The organism is Psychrobacter sp. Sarcosine-3u-12 (assembly GCF_002836005.1).
Lineage (GTDB): Bacteria > Pseudomonadota > Gammaproteobacteria > Pseudomonadales > Moraxellaceae > Psychrobacter > Psychrobacter okhotskensis.
In genome coordinates, this window is the sequence record NZ_PJBY01000103.1 from 20,797 (window position 1) to 39,049 (window position 18,253).

Here is an 18,253-nt window from a genome sequence, read left to right on the forward strand (position 1 = left end):
TATGGTCTATTGTTTACTGGAGCTAGTATATGTCGCAAACCGACTCATCCTCTATAACTGGTTTGTAAAGTAACGTCAGCTTTTGCAACTCATGTTAGTTAAACGTATTAAAAAACAGTCTAAGCCGATATTCATTTGACAACATAAAAAATGGCCGAAGTAAGCATTACTCCGACCATTTTTCAAAATCTACTTTTCGCTAATTAGCGTTTAGTACGATCATTAACTGCGATAATCAGCATTTATCTTGACATAATCGTAAGACAAATCGCAGGTATAAACCGTATCGCTAGCTTCGCCACGTGCCAGATCAATATGAATGGTAATCTCAGGACGACTCATGACGGTCTTGCCCGCGGCTTCTGTATAGTTGGGAGCAACACCACCATTTTGGCAAATCATCACCTCATCTAGATAAACATCGACTTGCTCGGTATCCAAATCTTCGATACCAGCATAACCCACTGCAGCAAGGATACGACCCCAGTTGGCATCACTAGCGAAGAACGCGGTCTTGACCAACGGAGAGTGCGCAACTGCATACGCCACATCGCAGCACTCTTGCGTCGTCTTGCCACCAGTGACTTTGACAGTCATAAACTTGGTAGCGCCTTCCCCATCACGTACGATTAACTGTGCTAGACGGACGAATACCTCAGTCAAAGCTGAAAATATAGTCTGATAATGCGGATGTTCTGGACTGTCAATCATATCAGCGCTGGCTGTACCGGTGGCAATCAATACACAACAGTCATTGGTCGAGGTATCACCATCGACAGTAATACGGTTAAAAGACTGCTCGTTGATGGCACTTAGCATCTCTTGTAATAAATCAGGCGCAATATTGGCATCGGTCGCCACATAGCCAAGCATGGTCGCCATATTTGGTCGTATCATGCCTGAGCCTTTTGACATGCCAGTAATATGATAGCTGCTACCCGCGACGTCAACTTTTTGGCTAGCAAGTTTGGGGATTGTGTCAGTGGTACGGATACCATTTGCAGCAGCCAGCCAATTATCAGCAGCTAAATGGGTAAGCGCCTTATCTAAGCCTGCGATGACCGCCTCGCTGTTTAGTGGCTCACCAATCACTCCAGTCGAAAACGGCAACACAGAACTGACATCCACGCCTGCTTTACTAGCTAGCGCTGTACAGATATCAACCGCGCGGCGTTTGCCATCTGCGCCCGTCCCAGCATTGGCATTGCCCGTATTGGTGACCAAATAGCGCGGACTGGCTTTAGCAAAATGCTCACGCAATACTCTTACTGGCGCAGCGCAAAAAGTGTTTTTAGTCGTGACCACGGCACTGGTTGCCGTCTCAGCAATCTCAATCACCACCAAATCATCACGATCTTTGTAGCGTACGCCTGCAGCAGTCGCACTTAACTTGATGCCATCGATAGGATAAATAATATCAGGTACTGCAACATTTCCAACAGCCATAGTGACTTCCTTACTTTCCAGTTTTTATGATTATAAATAGAATGTTATTTGTGAGTGTTCAACACGCCCTAGGGTTTGCTTAATTTAAATGCCGACCAGATAGGTGCATGGTCAGAGGGTTTTTCCATGGCACGTAGCTCATAGCTGATACCGGCATCAACGCAGTCATCGACTAGGTCTGAGGTGCACAAAATATGATCGATACGTAGGCCACGCTTAGGGTCATCGTTGAAGCCGCGGCTGCGGTAATCAAACCAGCTATACAACTCTGTACTCTCTGGATAGTGCAAACGATAAGTATCGGTCAACTCGCGTGACATTAGTGCTGCATACCATTCACGCTCTTCTGGCAAAAACGAGGTCTTTCTGTTTTTCAACCAACGTTTGGCATTAACTTCACCAATACCAATATCGATATCTTCTGGGGCAATATTCATATCACCCATGACGATGAGCGAGCGACCTTCTGTTATTAGGGTATCGATATATGCTATCAAATCGGCATAATAAGCACGTTTCATGGGAAATTTGGTCGGGTGGTCTTGGCTTTCACCTTGAGGGAAATAGCCATTGAGCACATCAACTTCACGACCGTCAAATTCATAACGCGCATGGATAAAACGCTTTTGTGCCTCAACGTCTTCACCAGGAAAGCCTTTTTGCACAAATATAGGCGCAACCTTGGACAATAACGCCACGCCATAATGTCCCTTCTGCCCAAAATACTCTACGTGGTAACCGAGGCTTTCTATGTTCTCTAGAGGAAATTGCTCATCGTGTACTTTGGTTTCTTGTAGACCCATTACATCAGGATCGATTACCTCACGCACCGCCTCTAGCTGATGTTGACGAGCGCGAATACCATTGATATTAAAACTGACAAAACGGGTCATAAACTATCCTATACTGATTGATGAAAAGACGGTGCTGATACGCGTATATAAATCACTATGATAACAGACGTAAGCAAGCCTGACTGTTGCGTGCCCTGATATCTTAAGCTAGAGTAGCTATTAGTACGATGGCTATTAAATGAAAGCGAGCAAATTAACACTATTAAATCAAAGCGACCAAATCGTTGAGAGCAAATCAGGACGATCACACAACACTTATTAAAATAATTATTGAGCATTGTTATGACAACCACTATTAGCAATAACGCCAACACCTTGCCAAAGACAAAAAAACAAATCACGCCATTATTTGCAAAAGACTACAACGTCTATATTAACCATACTGACGCTGGCGGTATAGTCTACCACGCCAATCATTTGGTGTTTTTTGAAAACTGCCGCCGCGATTGGTTTGGCCAGCTGGGTCTAAATGGGTATTTCTTACAGACTGATGAGGGTCAAGTACAGCATTTTGTGGTGAGTCAGGCAGACTTACAATATAAAAGAGCCATTCTGCTGGATGAAGTCATTAGTGTGCGTGTCGATAAAATCGAGTTAAAACCTGCCAGCATCGTTTTTTACCAGAGCATTCACCGTCATAGTCCAGACAAGGCCTCTACTGATAATAACCTTACCGATAACGCTTCTACCGATAGCGTCAAGAACAGTGCCAAGAACAACGCCAACGCCAATAATAGTTTATTAAGTAGTGGTAAAATCGTCATCGCTTGCGTGCAAAATCAAGTCAGAGCAGAGCCGGATGTTGCCGTTGCGAGCGCTGCACCAATGCGTCCAATTCGTGTGCCAAACAAACTGCGTGAGGCCTTACAAGAAGCGATTGATCAACCTATAAATACACAATGATGCCGACCTATGAGCGTTGATAATGACATGCCTATCGTTGAATTTAAAGACATCTGTGTCCATAGTAAGCGTATCACGCTAATCGATACTGGTGATAAACAGCCCACTATTAAGGCACAAACAAATAACTTGTCTGCCATCTATGATAAGTGGACGCGCAAATTCAGAAAAAACGCTTCTTCTAAGCAAATATTATCGACACCCAAAAGAGTCTTGATAAACAACGTTAGCGGTACATTATTAGCAGGTCAAGTGACCCTTTTGACAGGGTCTTCTGGTAGCGGCAAGTCCGTTTTACTGCGTGTGCTTGCAGGCTTACTGCCGATGAGCAGCGGTGAAGTCTATTTGCGTAATGATAAAGAGCTAAATAATAGAAGTGATAGTAGCAGTACTGGCAATAGCAGCGCTTATCATAGTATTTATAATACGCCGCCGCCTGAGTGGCGCGCGCGTATCGCCCTACTGGCTCAGCAGCCACAATTGCTAGAAGGCACGGTACTTGAGAATTTGCAAATGCCCTATCGCCTACAAGCGCATCAACACCTTGACTTTGATATTGACTGGCATATCGCTCAGCTTGTTCAGCTAGAGCGCAGCGCCGATTTTTTGCAGCAAGCGGCTGGTTATTTATCTGGTGGCGAGCGCCAACTGGTCAACACTTTACGTCTTTTACAACTAAACCCACAAATGCTGTTATTAGACGAGCCGACAGCAGCTTTAGACAGCGATACTTCAGCCCAGCTGGTACATTTACTGATTGACTGGTTACGCGGTGATGCACAGCGCAGCGTATTGTGGGTGACGCATGATATGCAAGACATTATGCCATTAGCCGACAGACATTGGCACATGCAAGCAGGCGTCTTAACCGAAGTGAGGTAGCATTATCATCAGCCTTCAGTCGTTACTGTTGCTGCCAATAGTGACGGCATTTGATATTTACTGACCTACATCACACCTTAAACCCTTTAACCTCTTTAATAACGAGCCGCTATGAACGCGACGGACGATATGCAAATATTCCTCACCTATGGTGATATTGCGCTTGCCAGCAGTTTAATTGTTATCGTGCTTATCGTCTCTTGGCGACTGCGTTTAGCCTTAACCAAAACATTATTAACAGCTGCTATTCGCACTGTCGTTCAGCTGAGCTTTATCGGTCTGATTCTGGCATGGATTTTTGCTCGTGAACAGTGGTACGAAGTCCTACTCATACTGACTATCATGACCGTAATCGCTGGTGCTGCAGCCAAAAATCGAGTCAAACGCAGCTACAAAGGTTTATTCACTGACACCTTGCTCGCTGTCAGTCTATCAGCCGTATTGGTCACCAGTATCGCAATCATGCTTATATTAAGAGTACAGCCGTGGTATACACCGCAATTCGTCATTCCCATATTAGGCTTAATATTAGGCAATTCTTTGACCGCCATCTCCTTGACCAGCAACCAGTTGATTGAGGCCTTTCATGAGCAGCAAGGACGTATTGAAACGATGTTGAGTCTCTCTGCCAGCCCGTTCGAAGCTGTGCATGAGCAGATAAGAGCCGCCATTATTAATGGCATGACCCCAACGCTAAACTCTATGCTGGTGGTTGGTATTGTCAGTCTACCAGGGATGATGACTGGGCAAATACTAGCGGGTGCAGATCCTACTCAAGCGGTACGCTATCAGATTATCACTATGTTCTTGATCTGTGTTAGTAGCACGTTGGGATGTACTATCAGTGCGTTACTGATTTACCGACGTTTTTTTAATAGCAAACAACAGTTTACCTTGCCTTAGTGACCATGCGTCTTATTTATCTTGCCTCAGATATAAATCTAATTATCTAATTTTTGTATGTACTGCTCAGTACTTGCATGCTAATATTGCCTACAATTAGATTCATGCTAATGTGTTACTCAAATGTATCATTATATTCTTTCTAGTTGATATAACAGGTAATTAATAAGACGTTTTTCGTACCAATCAGATCTTTTGGTATGGATTTACCCATACGGTTGCTTCGCTTATTTACCACTTTTTATCATGATATAAAACATATAATGGCAACAAAATCTTAGCAGCCAGTCAATAGATAAGGATGTTATCGCTCTCAGCGGCAAATGGTTCACGTCAGCGCTGATTTGTTTTATTGACACGGATATGACTGCTTTCTCACCAAACCTTAATCTATATTAAACCTCAAGGACGCTGACTATGACGTTAAATAAACCTTGGCTTGCCCAATATCCGGCAGGCATGCCGAAGTCGATCGATCCAGATAGATATGGCAGCATAGTAGAGCTATACGAAGAATGCTTTGATCGCTTCCGTATGCATCCCATGAGTATCTGTATGGGCGTCACCCATACGTATGACGACATTGATAAAGCGTCGCTCGCCGTTGCTGCATGGCTGCAAGCTCAAGGGTTACCTCAAGGTACGGTGGTTGCGCTCATGATGCCAAACGTCCCGCAATATTTGCCAACCATGATTGGTATTTTGCGCGCCGGTTATGTCTGTACGCCTGTCAATCCCCTATATACTGGTCGTGAGCTACGCCATCAATTGAATGACTCGGGTGCTCAGGTTATTTTTGTGGTTGATAACTTTGCCCAAGCGCTCGAGCAAGTTATCGACGAGACCAATATCAAGCGTATTGTCCTATCGAAAATGGGCGATATGATGGGTCTAAAAGGTATCTTAGTAAATACTATTATTCGTCAGGTTAAGCGTCTGGTACCCAAGTACAAGCTGAACGATCCTAAGCATGAAGTCACTAAGTTCCCTGACGTTCTTAAAAAAGGTAGAAACCTACCGCTACAAAAACCAAGAATGGCCTTGGACCAAAAAGCTTTTTTACAGTATACAGGCGGTACTACTGGTCTATCTAAAGGGGCGATTTTATCGCAGCGTAATATCGTGGCAGCTTCTATGCAATCAGAAGCATGGACACGCCCTATTACCTCGGAGATCAATGAAGTCTATATCAATATGGTCATGGCCTTACCGCTGTATCATATCTTTGCCTTTATGTTGAGTTTGCTCGGCATGCGCTCGGGCTATACCTTTATCTTGGTACCCAATCCACGTGATATCCCTGGATTTATCAAGACCTTGTCAAAACAACCGTTCCATATCTTCCCAGCGGTCAATACTCTATTTAAAGGATTGCTTGATAATCCAAACTTCAAAGATCTCAATTTTAGCTCATTGCGTATCTCACAAGCCGGTGGTATGGCAGCGACTGAGCAGACAGCGAAACGCTGGCTTGAGACGACGGGCTGTGCGATGATTGAAGGTTGGGGCATGACTGAAGGTGTCGCGGTAGGCACCGCCAACGTCATTACAGATCGTAAATTTAATGGTACGATTGGTGTTCCCGTCCCTAGCGTCGATGTGATTGTCATCGATGATGAAGGCAATCGTGTGGGCGTCAATCAAGCTGGCGAGATGTGTGTCAAAGGCCCTAACGTAACCTTAGGCTATCTGAATAGAGACAGCAGTGATGACTTCACCAGTGACGGTTATTTCCGCACTGGCGATATCGTTAGCATGGACGAAAAAGGCTACTTTAGACTGTTAGACCGTAAAAAAGATATGATTTTGGTCTCAGGCTTCAACGTCTTCCCGAACGAAATCGAATCGGTCATGCTCGATTGTGAAGGTATTCTTGATTGCGCGGTCATTGGTATCCCTGATGATCATCAAGGCGAAGCGGTGAAAATCTATGTGGTACCAGAAGATAATAACGTCACCAAAAGTACCATTAAAGAGTTTGCATTGGATAATTTGACGGGCTATAAATGTCCACGTCATATCGAATTCGTCAGCGAGCTACCAAAGAGTAACGTTGGTAAAGTTTTACGTCAAAAACTGCGTGAAAAACATGACGCGGATCACCCTCAGTTATAAATAAACTGAACGCAGTCACATATAACTGCTCTATAAATTTGATTATAAAAAGCGCTTTACCTACAAGGTAAGGCGCTTTTTTTGCTCAACTATTCAAAACAGTATAGTGATGATTTTCATAAATTTGATTTAACGCCCTGTTTCTTACGCGTGAATGACGGTCATTAAAGTATGCTTCTGTTCAAAAAATACATCAAGATATTGTAACGCTAGTTTTAAAATAAGTGACTCAAATACCGTATTCTATAGCGTTGCCCTACTTCATTATATTTTTTTATGATATAGCACAGCCTATCCTAACTTATCTACCGCTTGTCGTTTTTTGACTTGCAACACAGATCACTCTATTTATCAAATTTATATATGTACTGTGAAGTGCGCTTATCATAATATCGACTTCAGTTGTAGTTGTGTTAATGTGTTGCCAAAATATGTCAGTCGATGTTCTAAAGTTTTAATTGATAAGGTTTTTATTGAAAGTAACTTATAAGGGTTATTGAGACGTGACGATATTTTCTAAGTGACATTTTAATCGTTAAATGTACTTATTTGCCGTTTATCCTACAGAAGCCATCATTCTTTGTAGTTAAACAAAATTGTGTAAGGGCCACCGTATGTTAGCAGTCAGTTAATAGTTAGGATAGCACTCAGCACCGCGTTGATTACTACGCAATGATTTATGGTGTTGACAGGGATGTGACTACTTTCTTCTAAGACCTTAACTTATATTAATATTTAAGGACGCTAAATATGACCGTGAATAAACCTTGGCTTGCTCAATATCCTGCAAGTGTACCCAAGACCATCGATCCTGATCAATACGAAAACCTGATAGAACTTTATGAGGAATGCTTTGACCGCTTCCGTCCGCACCCCCTGTCTATCTGCATGGGTGTGACGCACACTTATGGAGACGTTGATAAGGCCTCACTAGCAGTTGCAGCATGGTTACAAGCGCAAGGCATTCCTAAAGGCAGTGTGGTTGCGCTCATGATGCCAAACGTCCCGCAATACTTGCCAACGATGATTGGTATTTTGCGCGCCGGTTATGTGTGTACCCCTATTAATCCGCTATATACGGGTCGTGAGCTGCGCCATCAATTGAATGATTCAGGTGCTCAAATTATCTTTGTGGTCGATAATTTTGCTCAAGCACTGGAGCAAGTCATCGATGAGACAGCCATCAAGCGTATTGTCCTATCAAAAATGGGCGACATGATGGGCCTTAAAGGTATCTTGGTCAATACAGTTATCCGTCAGGTAAAGCGCCTCGTACCCAAATATAAGCTTGATGATCCTAAGCACGAGGTAACCAAGTTCCCTGAGGTCCTTAAAAAAGGTAAAAACTTACCGTTTCAAAAGCAGAAGACCTCTTTAGAGCAAAAAGCTATCTTACAGTATACTGGCGGTACCACGGGACTGTCTAAAGGTGCTGTATTATCTCAGCGTAACGTGGTAGCAGCGGCGCTACAGTCAGAAGCATGGTATCGCCCTGTGACCTCAGAAATTAACGAAGTCTATATTAATATGGTCATGGCCTTGCCGCTGTATCATATTTTTGCCTTTATGCTAAGCCTACTGGGTATGCGTTCAGGCTATACCTTTATCTTGGTACCAAATCCGCGTGATATGCCGGGCTTTGTCAAAACCCTGTCAAAACAACCGTTCCATATTTTTCCTGCGGTTAATACCCTATTTAAAGGCCTGCTGGATCAACCAAGCTTTAAAGATCTCAATTTTAGCTCGTTACGTATTTCACAAGCTGGTGGTATGGCTGCTACTGAGCAGACTGCGAAACGCTGGTTAGAAGTGACTGGTTGCCCGATGGTTGAAGGTTGGGGGATGACTGAAGGTGTGGCCGCAGGTACGGCCAATGTCATCACTGACCGTAAGTTCAATGGGACTATCGGCATACCCGTACCTAGCGTTGACATCATTATTGTCGATGACAATGGTAAACGTGTAGGACTACACGAAGCGGGCGAGATGTGTATCAAAGGGCCGAATGTCACGTCAGGTTACTTTAATAAAGACAACAGCAATGACTTTACCAGCGACGGTTACTTCCGTACCGGCGATATTATTAGCATGGACGAAAAAGGCTACATTACCTTATTAGACCGTAAAAAAGACATGATTTTGGTCTCAGGCTTTAACGTCTTTCCGAATGAGATTGAGTCTGTCATGCTAGATTGTAAAGGTATTATTGACTGTGCAGTGATTGGTATTCCTGATGAACATCAAGGTGAGGCGGTCAAAATCTATATCGTTCCTACCGACAATAATGTCACTAAGAGCGATATCAAAGAGTTTGCGCTAGATAATTTGACTGGCTATAAATGTCCGCGTCATATCGAATTTGTGAGTGAATTGCCTAAAAGTAACGTTGGTAAAGTATTACGCCAAAAGTTACGTGAGCAGCATATGCTGGATAACCCACAAACGCTTTAGTCAAAATATCCAAAAAACGCGACGCTATTGCTGATATTGGTTTTTTGTAGCCTCTGTCTGCGCAGGCGCAGCAAGCAAAAAAAATTGATATCAGCAGTGCGTGATGGTTCGATATTATTTTTCACTCACTATATAACGATTAAAACGAAGCTGTTTTATTTTTATTGCTAGGGTCTGTTGAACATTCAAATGTGGCACTGGCAGTGGCTATTTTTTAGACAATACGCAGTGAAATTTTTGACGCCTAGTCATTCTAGGTTAGATAATTTCGCCATGTATTGGCAAAAAATAGCCTTGCCCTGAAAGGCTGATACTAAAATCACCCTAAACGTTGTTATAAGCCTAGCTAAGGTCTCGACATTATCGTCGGTTTACGCCTAGTTTGGGACGATTTTAGCAATCAGCAGTCCTAATATTTGAATGTTCAACAGACCCTAAATTGCTATACCAGAAATTAGCGAAAAAAAGCCCTCTACAGATGATGTAGAGGGCTTTTTTCTGAATTTACTCTTACCAAAATTTACGTCAAGAAAAACATCATCAGCTGAACTTATTGAGCACTCGTAACGGCAAATGCTTCATGGCATGACCGACCACTGCCCAGGGCAAGCTAGGTACACAAGCTTCTTGAACGCCTGCTTCGATCGCAGCAACCATTGCTTTCGTACCCGTATCTACATCCACTTCAAACGGTAACGGCTTAGCGTTTTCGTTAATTTCCGTACGGATATAGCCTGGATAAATAGTAGAAACGTTAATCGGTAATTTGGTCAACAGCATATCAGCTCGGATGCCTTCTGCCAAATGAGCGAGCCCTGCTTTAGTCGCACCATAAGTGGTCAGGTGTCTCGGTAAACCGCGCATCGCCGACATACTGGATATGACGACCAAATGGCCGCTATTCTGGGCTCGAAAAATACTCATGGCCGCTTCACACTGCGCCAGTGCTGAGATAAAGTTAATTTCAACCGTACGGCGATTGGTCTCAAAGCGACCTTTACCAATACGGCGACTCTCACCGACACCTGCATTGACCACCACACGATCGATACCACCAAAGTCGGCGGCAAAAGCATCAAACACCTCAAAAACTGCATCGTAATTACTGACGTCTAATACGCGATATTCAACGCGAATATTGGGATAAGTGGTCATCAGTTCTGACTTCAAACGCTCTAAGCGCTCAGTACGGCGCGCACAGATAGCGAGGTTGTAGCCAAGCTTGGCAAACAGTCTCGCCATCCCCTCGCCTAAGCCGGAGCTGGCACCCGTGATTAAAATGGTCTTATCACGCCCTACTTGCTGCTTATTCAAGCCTTTAAGATAGCGTGCCGGTTGCACAGCACTCAATATCTGCTGCTGGCTTTGCTTAGTGGTTTTGGTAGCTAAGCCAATTAATTGATTTTTCATGACCAATCCTTTGTATAACGATAACGAAATAGCTTCAATACCTCATAAAACGGTACTTATGAGGTATTGAAATCAATTGCTTACATTTATATTCTAACAGCTGATGAGTAATCACTGAGTCATGGTTATGTATTTAGGCCAGTGTGTATGACTAAAAGAATAGTCTGGTCACCTATCGCCACGTCACGAAGCGTTTACCGTCGGCAAATAGATGACTATATTCATTGAGAGACATCAGGCGTGTGCTTTGATCTTTTAGCGTAAGAGAGGTTACCCCGGTATTGACCAAGCTTTTATTAAGCTGATACGCAGTCTGGCTACCTTGCTGCAACAGTTGTGCGGTGATAGCAGCGATCACACCGCCAGAGGTGAAGACCAGTACCGTACTGTGGCGATCTAAGTTTAAACTGGTGACTTGCGTGCGGATTTGCTCAAGCGCTTGTTGAGTACGGCTATTGAATTGTGACCAGCTCTCAAGATAGTCATGATCATTATCACCCGCATGCCAGCGCTGCATCGCCAGATCGAACAGCTCAGCTAAGCGCCGCGCTGGAACCTCTGCCTTGGCAATCTCAATAGCAATTGCCGATCTACTGGCAAAAGTAGGATCTGATTTAACCAACACGTCTTTGTGATTAAACTCATCAAACTGCGGAATGATGTAGCTGTCAGGCTCATTTATATCGAGTGCCGCTAAGAGAGGCGCATTATCATTACCATTATGGTTAATAGAGGTCTGGTAACTCTCCCAAAAGTGCCGCGCCGAGTCTTTTTGCCGTTCTAAACTGCCACTAAAAATAGCGTCAATGCGGCGCTGCGTCGTTGCATAGTGCTGGCCGAGCATCTGCGCTTGCATACTCCCTAATTCTGAGAGCTTATCATAATTCTTTTGCCCAAACGATGCTTGACCATGACGTGCCAGAAGGATGGTTGTCATAAATAATCCCTTGTTATTACATTCACTAAACGGCTGCTTTTAAGACAATTATTCGTCAGAAGCATCAGTACTCTTGGCAAAATAGCCTTTTGGCAAAATACCTTTGACCACTTTTTGTACAGGGCTCGGTAGCTGCTCAATCGTCGTAGCGTCGACCCCCATCTCTTTTAGGTGTGGCTGTACATGAGTGTTAAACAGTGCCTCACCTTCATACTGAGCAATCAGCTTAAGACATTTGGCGTGTAGAACGTGGACGATAAGCCAAAAATTCTTAAAGGCGGGATTACTTGTTTGCTTATGGTAGTAACGATAGTAAATTTGCTGAACGATACCCGCTAAGCGAAACAAGCCAAACACTTCATAAAAGGTCCAGTTGTCTACCGCTAACCCTGTCTGCTTCAAGTAATAGGCAACGACTTCGTCACGCGTCATCATGCCCTTTAAATGGGTGGGCTGACGGCGTGACTGTTGCATGACGATATTGTCATCTTCTTCAATCCAATACGCCAAGGCACTACCCAAATCCATTAAAGGATCACCAAGGGTCGCCATCTCCCAATCAAGCACACCAATGACTTTGGTCGGATCATCAGCTGCCAAAATGACATTATCAAAACGCCAGTCATTATGGATGATGCAGGTTTTGCTATCAGCAGGCGTATGCTTACCAAGCCACTGCCGTACTAGTGCAAAGCTTGGTACGTTGGGCGTTTTTGCTTTGACGTAGCGTTTATCCCAGCCGCTAACTTGGCGCTCACAATAGCCGTCACCGCGACCTAGCGTGACCAAATCTGGATGCTCTTTATAATCTACTTGATGCAATTCGACCAACGCATCGATGACATTGGTACACAATGCACGCGTTTGCTCAGGATCTAAATCGATGCCTTTTGGCAAATTGGCACGAGGAATGATGCCTTCCATGCGCTCCATGACATAAAAATCGGCACCGATCACAGCTTCATCGGTACATAACGCCACCATCTTTGGCACATAAGGATAGGCGTCTTTTAAGGCTTTTTGCACGGTATATTCGCGCACCATATCATGCGCTGACTTGGCCTTGGTGCCTTTTGGCGGACGACGTAGAATTAAATCTTGGCCATCACCATCACTGCCGTATTGTAGACGATAAGTCCAGTTTGAGGCACCGCCAGAAAACTGAGTAACCGTTGGCTCGCCTTTTATATCGACGCCTTGCTCGCGTAGCCAAGCGCTGACTGCTTGTGCGTCAAGCTCTTCGCCTTCGCGCACTTCGCCACCTTTATCCAAGACTTTATTAAGTGTTTGATGGTCATTGTCAGTATTGTTGGCATGATTATCAGTTGCCATGAGATATTCCTTATCTTGTTGTCATTTTTATTTATAAAATATGTTGGTAATAAAAATTCACTATCGATATTTGATAGTGAATTTTTAATTAATTCTTACGTTAAGCACATGGATGTTCAATATATTGCTATTAAATGCATGGCTATTCAGCGAACCGTCATTGAAGCCGATAAACACACGCCCTAACAACAGAAACTATAACTATGCTTTTGCAGATTTAGACGAACGGCTAAAACCTTGACGTTTTAGCTCTAACTTAGCAATCATGGTTTTATGTACTTCATCAGGGCCATCGGCCAAACGCAATGCTCGCGCTTGAGCAAAGAAGCTTGGCAGCATGGTATCTTGGCAAACGCCCATACCACCATGAATTTGAATCGCCATATCGACCACTTCTTGTAACACAGTCGGTGCAACGACTTTAATAGCAGAGATTTCTGTGAGTGCTGCTTTGGTACCTTGGGCGTCCATTTTCTGCGCCGCGTATAGTGTCAGCAAGCGTGCTTGATCAATCTTGATACGCGCTTCAGCGATACGCTCGAAGTTGCCACCCAATTGTAGTAATGGCTTACCAAAAGCGCTGCGCTGCATACCGCGATTGACTGCCAACTCTAGCGACTTTTCGGCCGCACCAATACAACGCATGCAATGATGAATGCGACCTGGCCCTAGACGACCCTGCGCAATTTCAAAGCCCATACCCGGTCCACCAATAAAGTGGCTGACGGGCACGCGGACATTATTAAAGCTGACTTCACCATGACCGTGCGGCGCATCATAATCACCAAATACTTTGAGCATACGCTCGATATTAACGCCTTCAGTTTTTGCTGGCACTAGTACCATAGAGTGCTGTTGATGACGGCCTTTACTATCATCAGGAGTGTAAGCCATCACAATCAGCACATCGACAGCCGGATCACCCAGACCCGATGACCACCACTTACTACCATTAATAACAATCTCATCACCATCGACAACAGCAGTCGCTTGCATATTGGTGGCATCACTTGAGGCAACATCAGGCTCAGTCATACAAAAGACCGAACGCGTTTTACCCTCTAAAATTGGGGTCATCCATTTGTCTTGCTGCTCCTTAGAACCATAGCGCCATAGCAATTCCATATTGCCGCTATCAGGGGCATTGCAGTTGAATACATAAGGCGCGAGCAAACTGCGACCAGTCAACTCGGCAATCGGTGCATAATCGGTCACTGAAAGCCCAGCGCCTAAGGTGTCGTCAGGTAAAAATAAATTCCATAAGCCTGCTTCGCGTGCTTGTTTACGTAAGCTCTCATACTTTTCTGGCCATTGCCAATTTTTCCAATTGCCATCCGGATTTTGCTCATGACAATCCGCCCAAAACTGCGCCTCGATTGGCTCAATTTGGGTTTCGATAAACTCCTTAACTTTGGCATGCATGGCTTGACCATGTTCTGTCGCCGTAAACATCAATGTATTGTTAGACATAATGACTTCCTTTTCTGTGTTGATTATTTTAATCAAGCATTAATTAAAAACTGAATAAAACTTTATAGTGTACGTACGTATACTCTGCTTCGTATGCACCATTTATAACACAGCAATTACGATTAAACAGCAAAAAGGCGCGACCAGCTAGGACACGCCTTTTACAAAATGCAAACAATGCACGATTCAGAACATAGCGACTACAATATCAGCTGTTGAATACCCTGATGATATCTAAAGCTATTTAAGAATATTCAGACGACTGTTAAAATCAAAACGTGCTAAGGCGTCTGGCAGCTTATCGATGGCTATGCTGAGTGTCGCTTCTGCCGCTTGAGCCAATCCTAGTTTTTCAGCAAAGGTTGGTTTTTGACGAGAATGCAGCGCATACACTTCATTGTTTTCCATCAACTCTAAAAGGTAGCTGTCTGAGGTTTGCAGTTTATCAACCAAGTTCAGATGCACAGCGTCCTCACCATACCAATGCTCACCCGTGGCGACTTTATCTAAGTCTAGCATTGAACGATAACGATTGACGAAATGCTTAAACAACTCATGCGTCTGCTCTAGCTCTTCTTGGTACTTAGCGCGATCTTCGGCATCGTTTTCTCCAAATACCGTCACCGTACGCTTGTAATCACCAGCGGTAAACATCTCATAATCGACGTCATGGTTTTTGAGCCATTTATGGAAGTTGGGCAATTGTGACACCACACCAATCGAGCCGATAATGGCAAATGGTGCGGCGACGATATTATCCGCGACACATGCCATCATATAACCGCCACTCGCCGCGACTTTATCGACACAGACCGTTAGTTTTAGACCGGCATCTTTTAGACGCGCCAACTGTGCCGCTGCCAATCCATAACCATGAACCAAACCGCCACCTGATTCTAGGCGCACCACGACTTCATCACCTTTATTGGCAGTACTGATGAGCGTACTGATTTCTTCACGAAGATGCTTGACCGCCGTGGCTTTGATATCACCATCAAAATCGAGGACAAAGACCTGATGTTTATCAGCCACGTTTTTTTTCTTACTTTTGGCTTTTAGCGCTTGCTTGGCTTTTTTAGCCATGGCTTTTTTGAATTGCTTGAGAGCAGCTTTGCCTTGAGTGGCCTCCATAAGATCTTCACGGCGTTGCTTTTGGCTTTCATTCAGATGTAGTACTTTTAGCTCAACAGGGTTTTTGGGGGGATGAAATAGCATAATACAAATCCTCAAGTCAGTAGATATATCTATATATAGTCGATTCAATTTAAAAGTAGTACAAGGCAACCGAGTGGTGATGTATAGGTGATACTTCAAGCGAGGTCAACGCAGTAATATTTTTATAGTGGAATGACTATAGCTGTTTTTATTAGCGTGCGGTTGATATGCGCACGCTTCGCAATATTTTCAAGCAAAATGACAATATTTAACCCAATACAGATGTTACTGAATAAATACCTTTGATGCCGACTCTCGAGACCGAAGCGCTCGTGTGTTTTGATTGGACTGGGCTAGTTGTATAACTTAGCTGGTTGTATAACAAAGGCAGTTTAGGCATAATATGCGTTTATATCATATTTTCTGCAGCCAACGTGATGACCATTTGTCTTAATCGCGTTGTTTGTGCTTTTTTTTGCGCATCGCTTGAATCGCGCAACAATGGCTGCATTATTGTATTTCGAATTGGGCTGACAACTGGATAACCTTATTATGACGCAAAGCACTATGACGCATAGCGAATACCGAGACGAATATTGCGGAGCCGTAACCGAAAGCTTCATTGAGCAAACCATTAGTATCGTAGGTTGGGTACATCGTCGTCGCGATCACGGTGGCGTAATTTTTTTAGACATGCGTGACCGCGCTGGTATCTTGCAAGTAGTCGTGGATCCTGATACCCCAGAAGCCTTTGCTACTGCTGATGCGGTACGTCCTGAATATGTGCTAAAAATTACCGGTCGCGTACGTCGCCGTTATGAAGGTACTGAAAACAATAATATGACCAGTGGTCAGATTGAGCTACTGGCGAAAGAAATCGAAGTATTGGCAAAATCTGAAACCCCACCGTTCCCATTGAATGATGAGAAAACCACGGTATCAGAAGACTTGCGCTTGAAATACCGCTACCTTGATATGCGCCGTCCGCAAATGCAAGAGCGCATGGTGTTCCGTGCCAAAGCCACTTCAACGATTCGTCGCTATTTAGATGACCATGGTTTCTTAGACGTTGAAACCCCTATCTTGACTCGTGCAACGCCAGAAGGTGCGCGTGATTATTTGGTGCCTTCTCGTACACGTCCTGGTAACTTCTTTGCCTTGCCGCAGTCGCCACAGCTATTTAAGCAATTGTTAATGGTGTCAGGATTTGACCGTTATTATCAAATCGCTAAATGCTTCCGTGACGAAGACTTACGTGCCGATCGTCAGCCTGAATTTACTCAGGTGGATATTGAAACTTCTTTCTTAAACGAAGAAGAAATCATGAACATTAACGAAGGTTTGATTAAGCATTTATTCAAAACCATGATGGATGTGGAGTTTAAAGATTTCCCACGTATGACTTACGCTGAAGCGATGCGTGACTATGCCTCAGACAAGCCTGACTTACGTATTCCATTAAAATTGGTCGACGTTGCCGATTTAATGAAAGACGTTGATTTCAAAGTATTTGCCGGTCCTGCGAACGATCCTAAAGGTCGTGTTGCTGCTCTACGTATTCCTGGTGGCGCATCACTCAGCCGTAAGCAAATCGATGCTTATACCAAGTTTGTCGGTATTTATGGTGCACGTGGTTTGGCTTATATCAAAGTCAATGACGCAGCTAATATCAATAACGGTGTCGATAAAGAGTCTGGCTTGCAGTCTCCTATCATTAAAAACATGCCCGACGATGTGTTGGTAAGCTTAATTGAGCGTACTGGTGCAGAAAGCAATGATATTATCTTCTTTGGTGCAGATAAAGCCAGTGTCGTAAACGATGCAATCGGTGCCCTACGCCAAAAAATCGGTCTAGACCTTGAGATGACCACTTGTCAGTGGGCGCCACTTTGGGTGACTGATTTCCCAATGTTTGAGCAGACTGACGATGGTCGCTGGACGTCAATGCATCATCCGTTCACTAAGCCTAAAGGCTCAGTACAAGAGCTAAAAGACAGCCCAGAAACTGCGCTATCTATCGCTTATGATATGGTCTTAAATGGTACTGAAGTTGGCGGTGGTAGCTTACGTATCAATACCTTTGATATGCAGCAAGCGGTACTTGAAGCCTTAGGTATCGGAGAGCAAGAGGCAGAAGACAAGTTTGGTTTCTTACTTGACGCCCTAAAATTCGGTGCGCCTCCGCATGGTGGCTTGGCTTTTGGTTTAGATCGCCTGATTATGCTCATGGTAGGCGCGGACTCCATTCGTGATGTTATCGCTTTCCCAAAAACCAAAACTGCTGAGTGTCCACTAACTCAAGCACCTGCTGAAGTTGATAGCAAGCAGCTACGTGATCTTGGTATTCGTGTGCGCGAAAAAGCACAGGCTGATGCCAAATAACCTGCTAAATAAA

General features: G+C 44.1%; 13 protein-coding genes. 6 read left to right on the plus strand and 7 right to left on the minus strand.

The window, feature by feature from the left end:
• Positions 1–222 precede the first annotated feature (222 nt).
• Both argJ and xthA read right to left on the minus strand, forming a co-directional pair.
• Positions 223–1,446 (minus strand): bifunctional glutamate N-acetyltransferase/amino-acid acetyltransferase ArgJ, encoded by a 1,224-nt coding sequence (argJ, locus tag CXF65_RS09995; RefSeq protein ID WP_101211942.1) that lies wholly within the window; start codon positions 1,444–1,446, stop codon positions 223–225.
• A gap of 68 nt (positions 1,447–1,514) precedes the next feature.
• Positions 1,515–2,339 carry an exodeoxyribonuclease III gene (gene xthA / locus CXF65_RS10000; RefSeq protein WP_101211943.1) on the minus strand — a complete coding sequence of 275 codons (825 nt, stop codon included), beginning with the start codon at positions 2,337–2,339 and terminating at the stop codon, positions 1,515–1,517.
• Positions 2,340–2,582: 243 nt separating this feature from the next.
• Here xthA and CXF65_RS10005 point away from each other — a divergent pair, with 243 nt between their 5' ends.
• From CXF65_RS10005 to CXF65_RS10025, 5 genes are all read left to right on the plus strand, one after another.
• A complete protein-coding gene (locus tag CXF65_RS10005) occupies positions 2,583–3,203 on the plus strand; it encodes a hotdog domain-containing protein (RefSeq protein WP_101211944.1) in 621 nt (206 codons plus the stop codon).
• A 9-nt stretch (positions 3,204–3,212) separates the two neighbouring features.
• Entirely contained in the window at positions 3,213–4,085 is an 873-nt protein-coding gene (locus tag CXF65_RS10010; protein WP_101211945.1) for an ATP-binding cassette domain-containing protein, read from the plus strand.
• 111 nt (positions 4,086–4,196) lie between these two features.
• Complete coding sequence (locus CXF65_RS10015; protein ID WP_101211946.1) at positions 4,197–4,988, plus strand: ABC transporter permease; 792 nt, start codon at positions 4,197–4,199, stop codon at positions 4,986–4,988.
• Between the two features lie 417 nt (positions 4,989–5,405).
• Positions 5,406–7,103, plus strand: coding sequence for an AMP-binding protein (locus CXF65_RS10020; protein WP_101211947.1), 1,698 nt, complete (start codon positions 5,406–5,408; stop codon positions 7,101–7,103).
• A gap of 750 nt (positions 7,104–7,853) precedes the next feature.
• Positions 7,854–9,554 carry an AMP-binding protein gene (locus CXF65_RS10025; RefSeq protein WP_101211948.1) on the plus strand — a complete coding sequence of 567 codons (1,701 nt, stop codon included), beginning with the start codon at positions 7,854–7,856 and terminating at the stop codon, positions 9,552–9,554.
• A 540-nt stretch (positions 9,555–10,094) separates the two neighbouring features.
• Here the strand turns inward: CXF65_RS10025 and CXF65_RS10030 are convergent.
• The 5 genes from CXF65_RS10030 to sohB all read right to left on the minus strand — a co-directional run bounded on the left by CXF65_RS10030 (position 10,095) and on the right by sohB (position 15,918).
• Positions 10,095–10,964, minus strand: coding sequence for an SDR family oxidoreductase (locus CXF65_RS10030; RefSeq protein WP_101211949.1), 870 nt, complete (start codon positions 10,962–10,964; stop codon positions 10,095–10,097).
• A gap of 172 nt (positions 10,965–11,136) precedes the next feature.
• Positions 11,137–11,901, minus strand: coding sequence for a histidine phosphatase family protein (locus CXF65_RS10035; protein WP_101211950.1), 765 nt, complete (start codon positions 11,899–11,901; stop codon positions 11,137–11,139).
• Positions 11,902–11,949: 48 nt separating this feature from the next.
• Positions 11,950–13,233, minus strand: a complete 1,284-nt coding sequence (locus CXF65_RS10040) for a phosphotransferase family protein (protein WP_101211951.1) — start codon at positions 13,231–13,233, stop codon at positions 11,950–11,952.
• Between the two features lie 201 nt (positions 13,234–13,434).
• Positions 13,435–14,685 carry an acyl-CoA dehydrogenase family protein gene (locus CXF65_RS10045; protein WP_198551995.1) on the minus strand — a complete coding sequence of 417 codons (1,251 nt, stop codon included), beginning with the start codon at positions 14,683–14,685 and terminating at the stop codon, positions 13,435–13,437.
• Positions 14,686–14,943: 258 nt separating this feature from the next.
• Positions 14,944–15,918, minus strand: a complete 975-nt coding sequence (gene sohB, locus CXF65_RS10050) for a protease SohB (protein WP_025652760.1) — start codon at positions 15,916–15,918, stop codon at positions 14,944–14,946.
• 507 nt (positions 15,919–16,425) lie between these two features.
• Here sohB and aspS point away from each other — a divergent pair.
• Positions 16,426–18,240, plus strand: a complete 1,815-nt coding sequence (gene aspS / locus CXF65_RS10055) for an aspartate--tRNA ligase (protein WP_101211975.1) — start codon at positions 16,426–16,428, stop codon at positions 18,238–18,240.
• Positions 18,241–18,253: the final 13 nt, after the last annotated feature.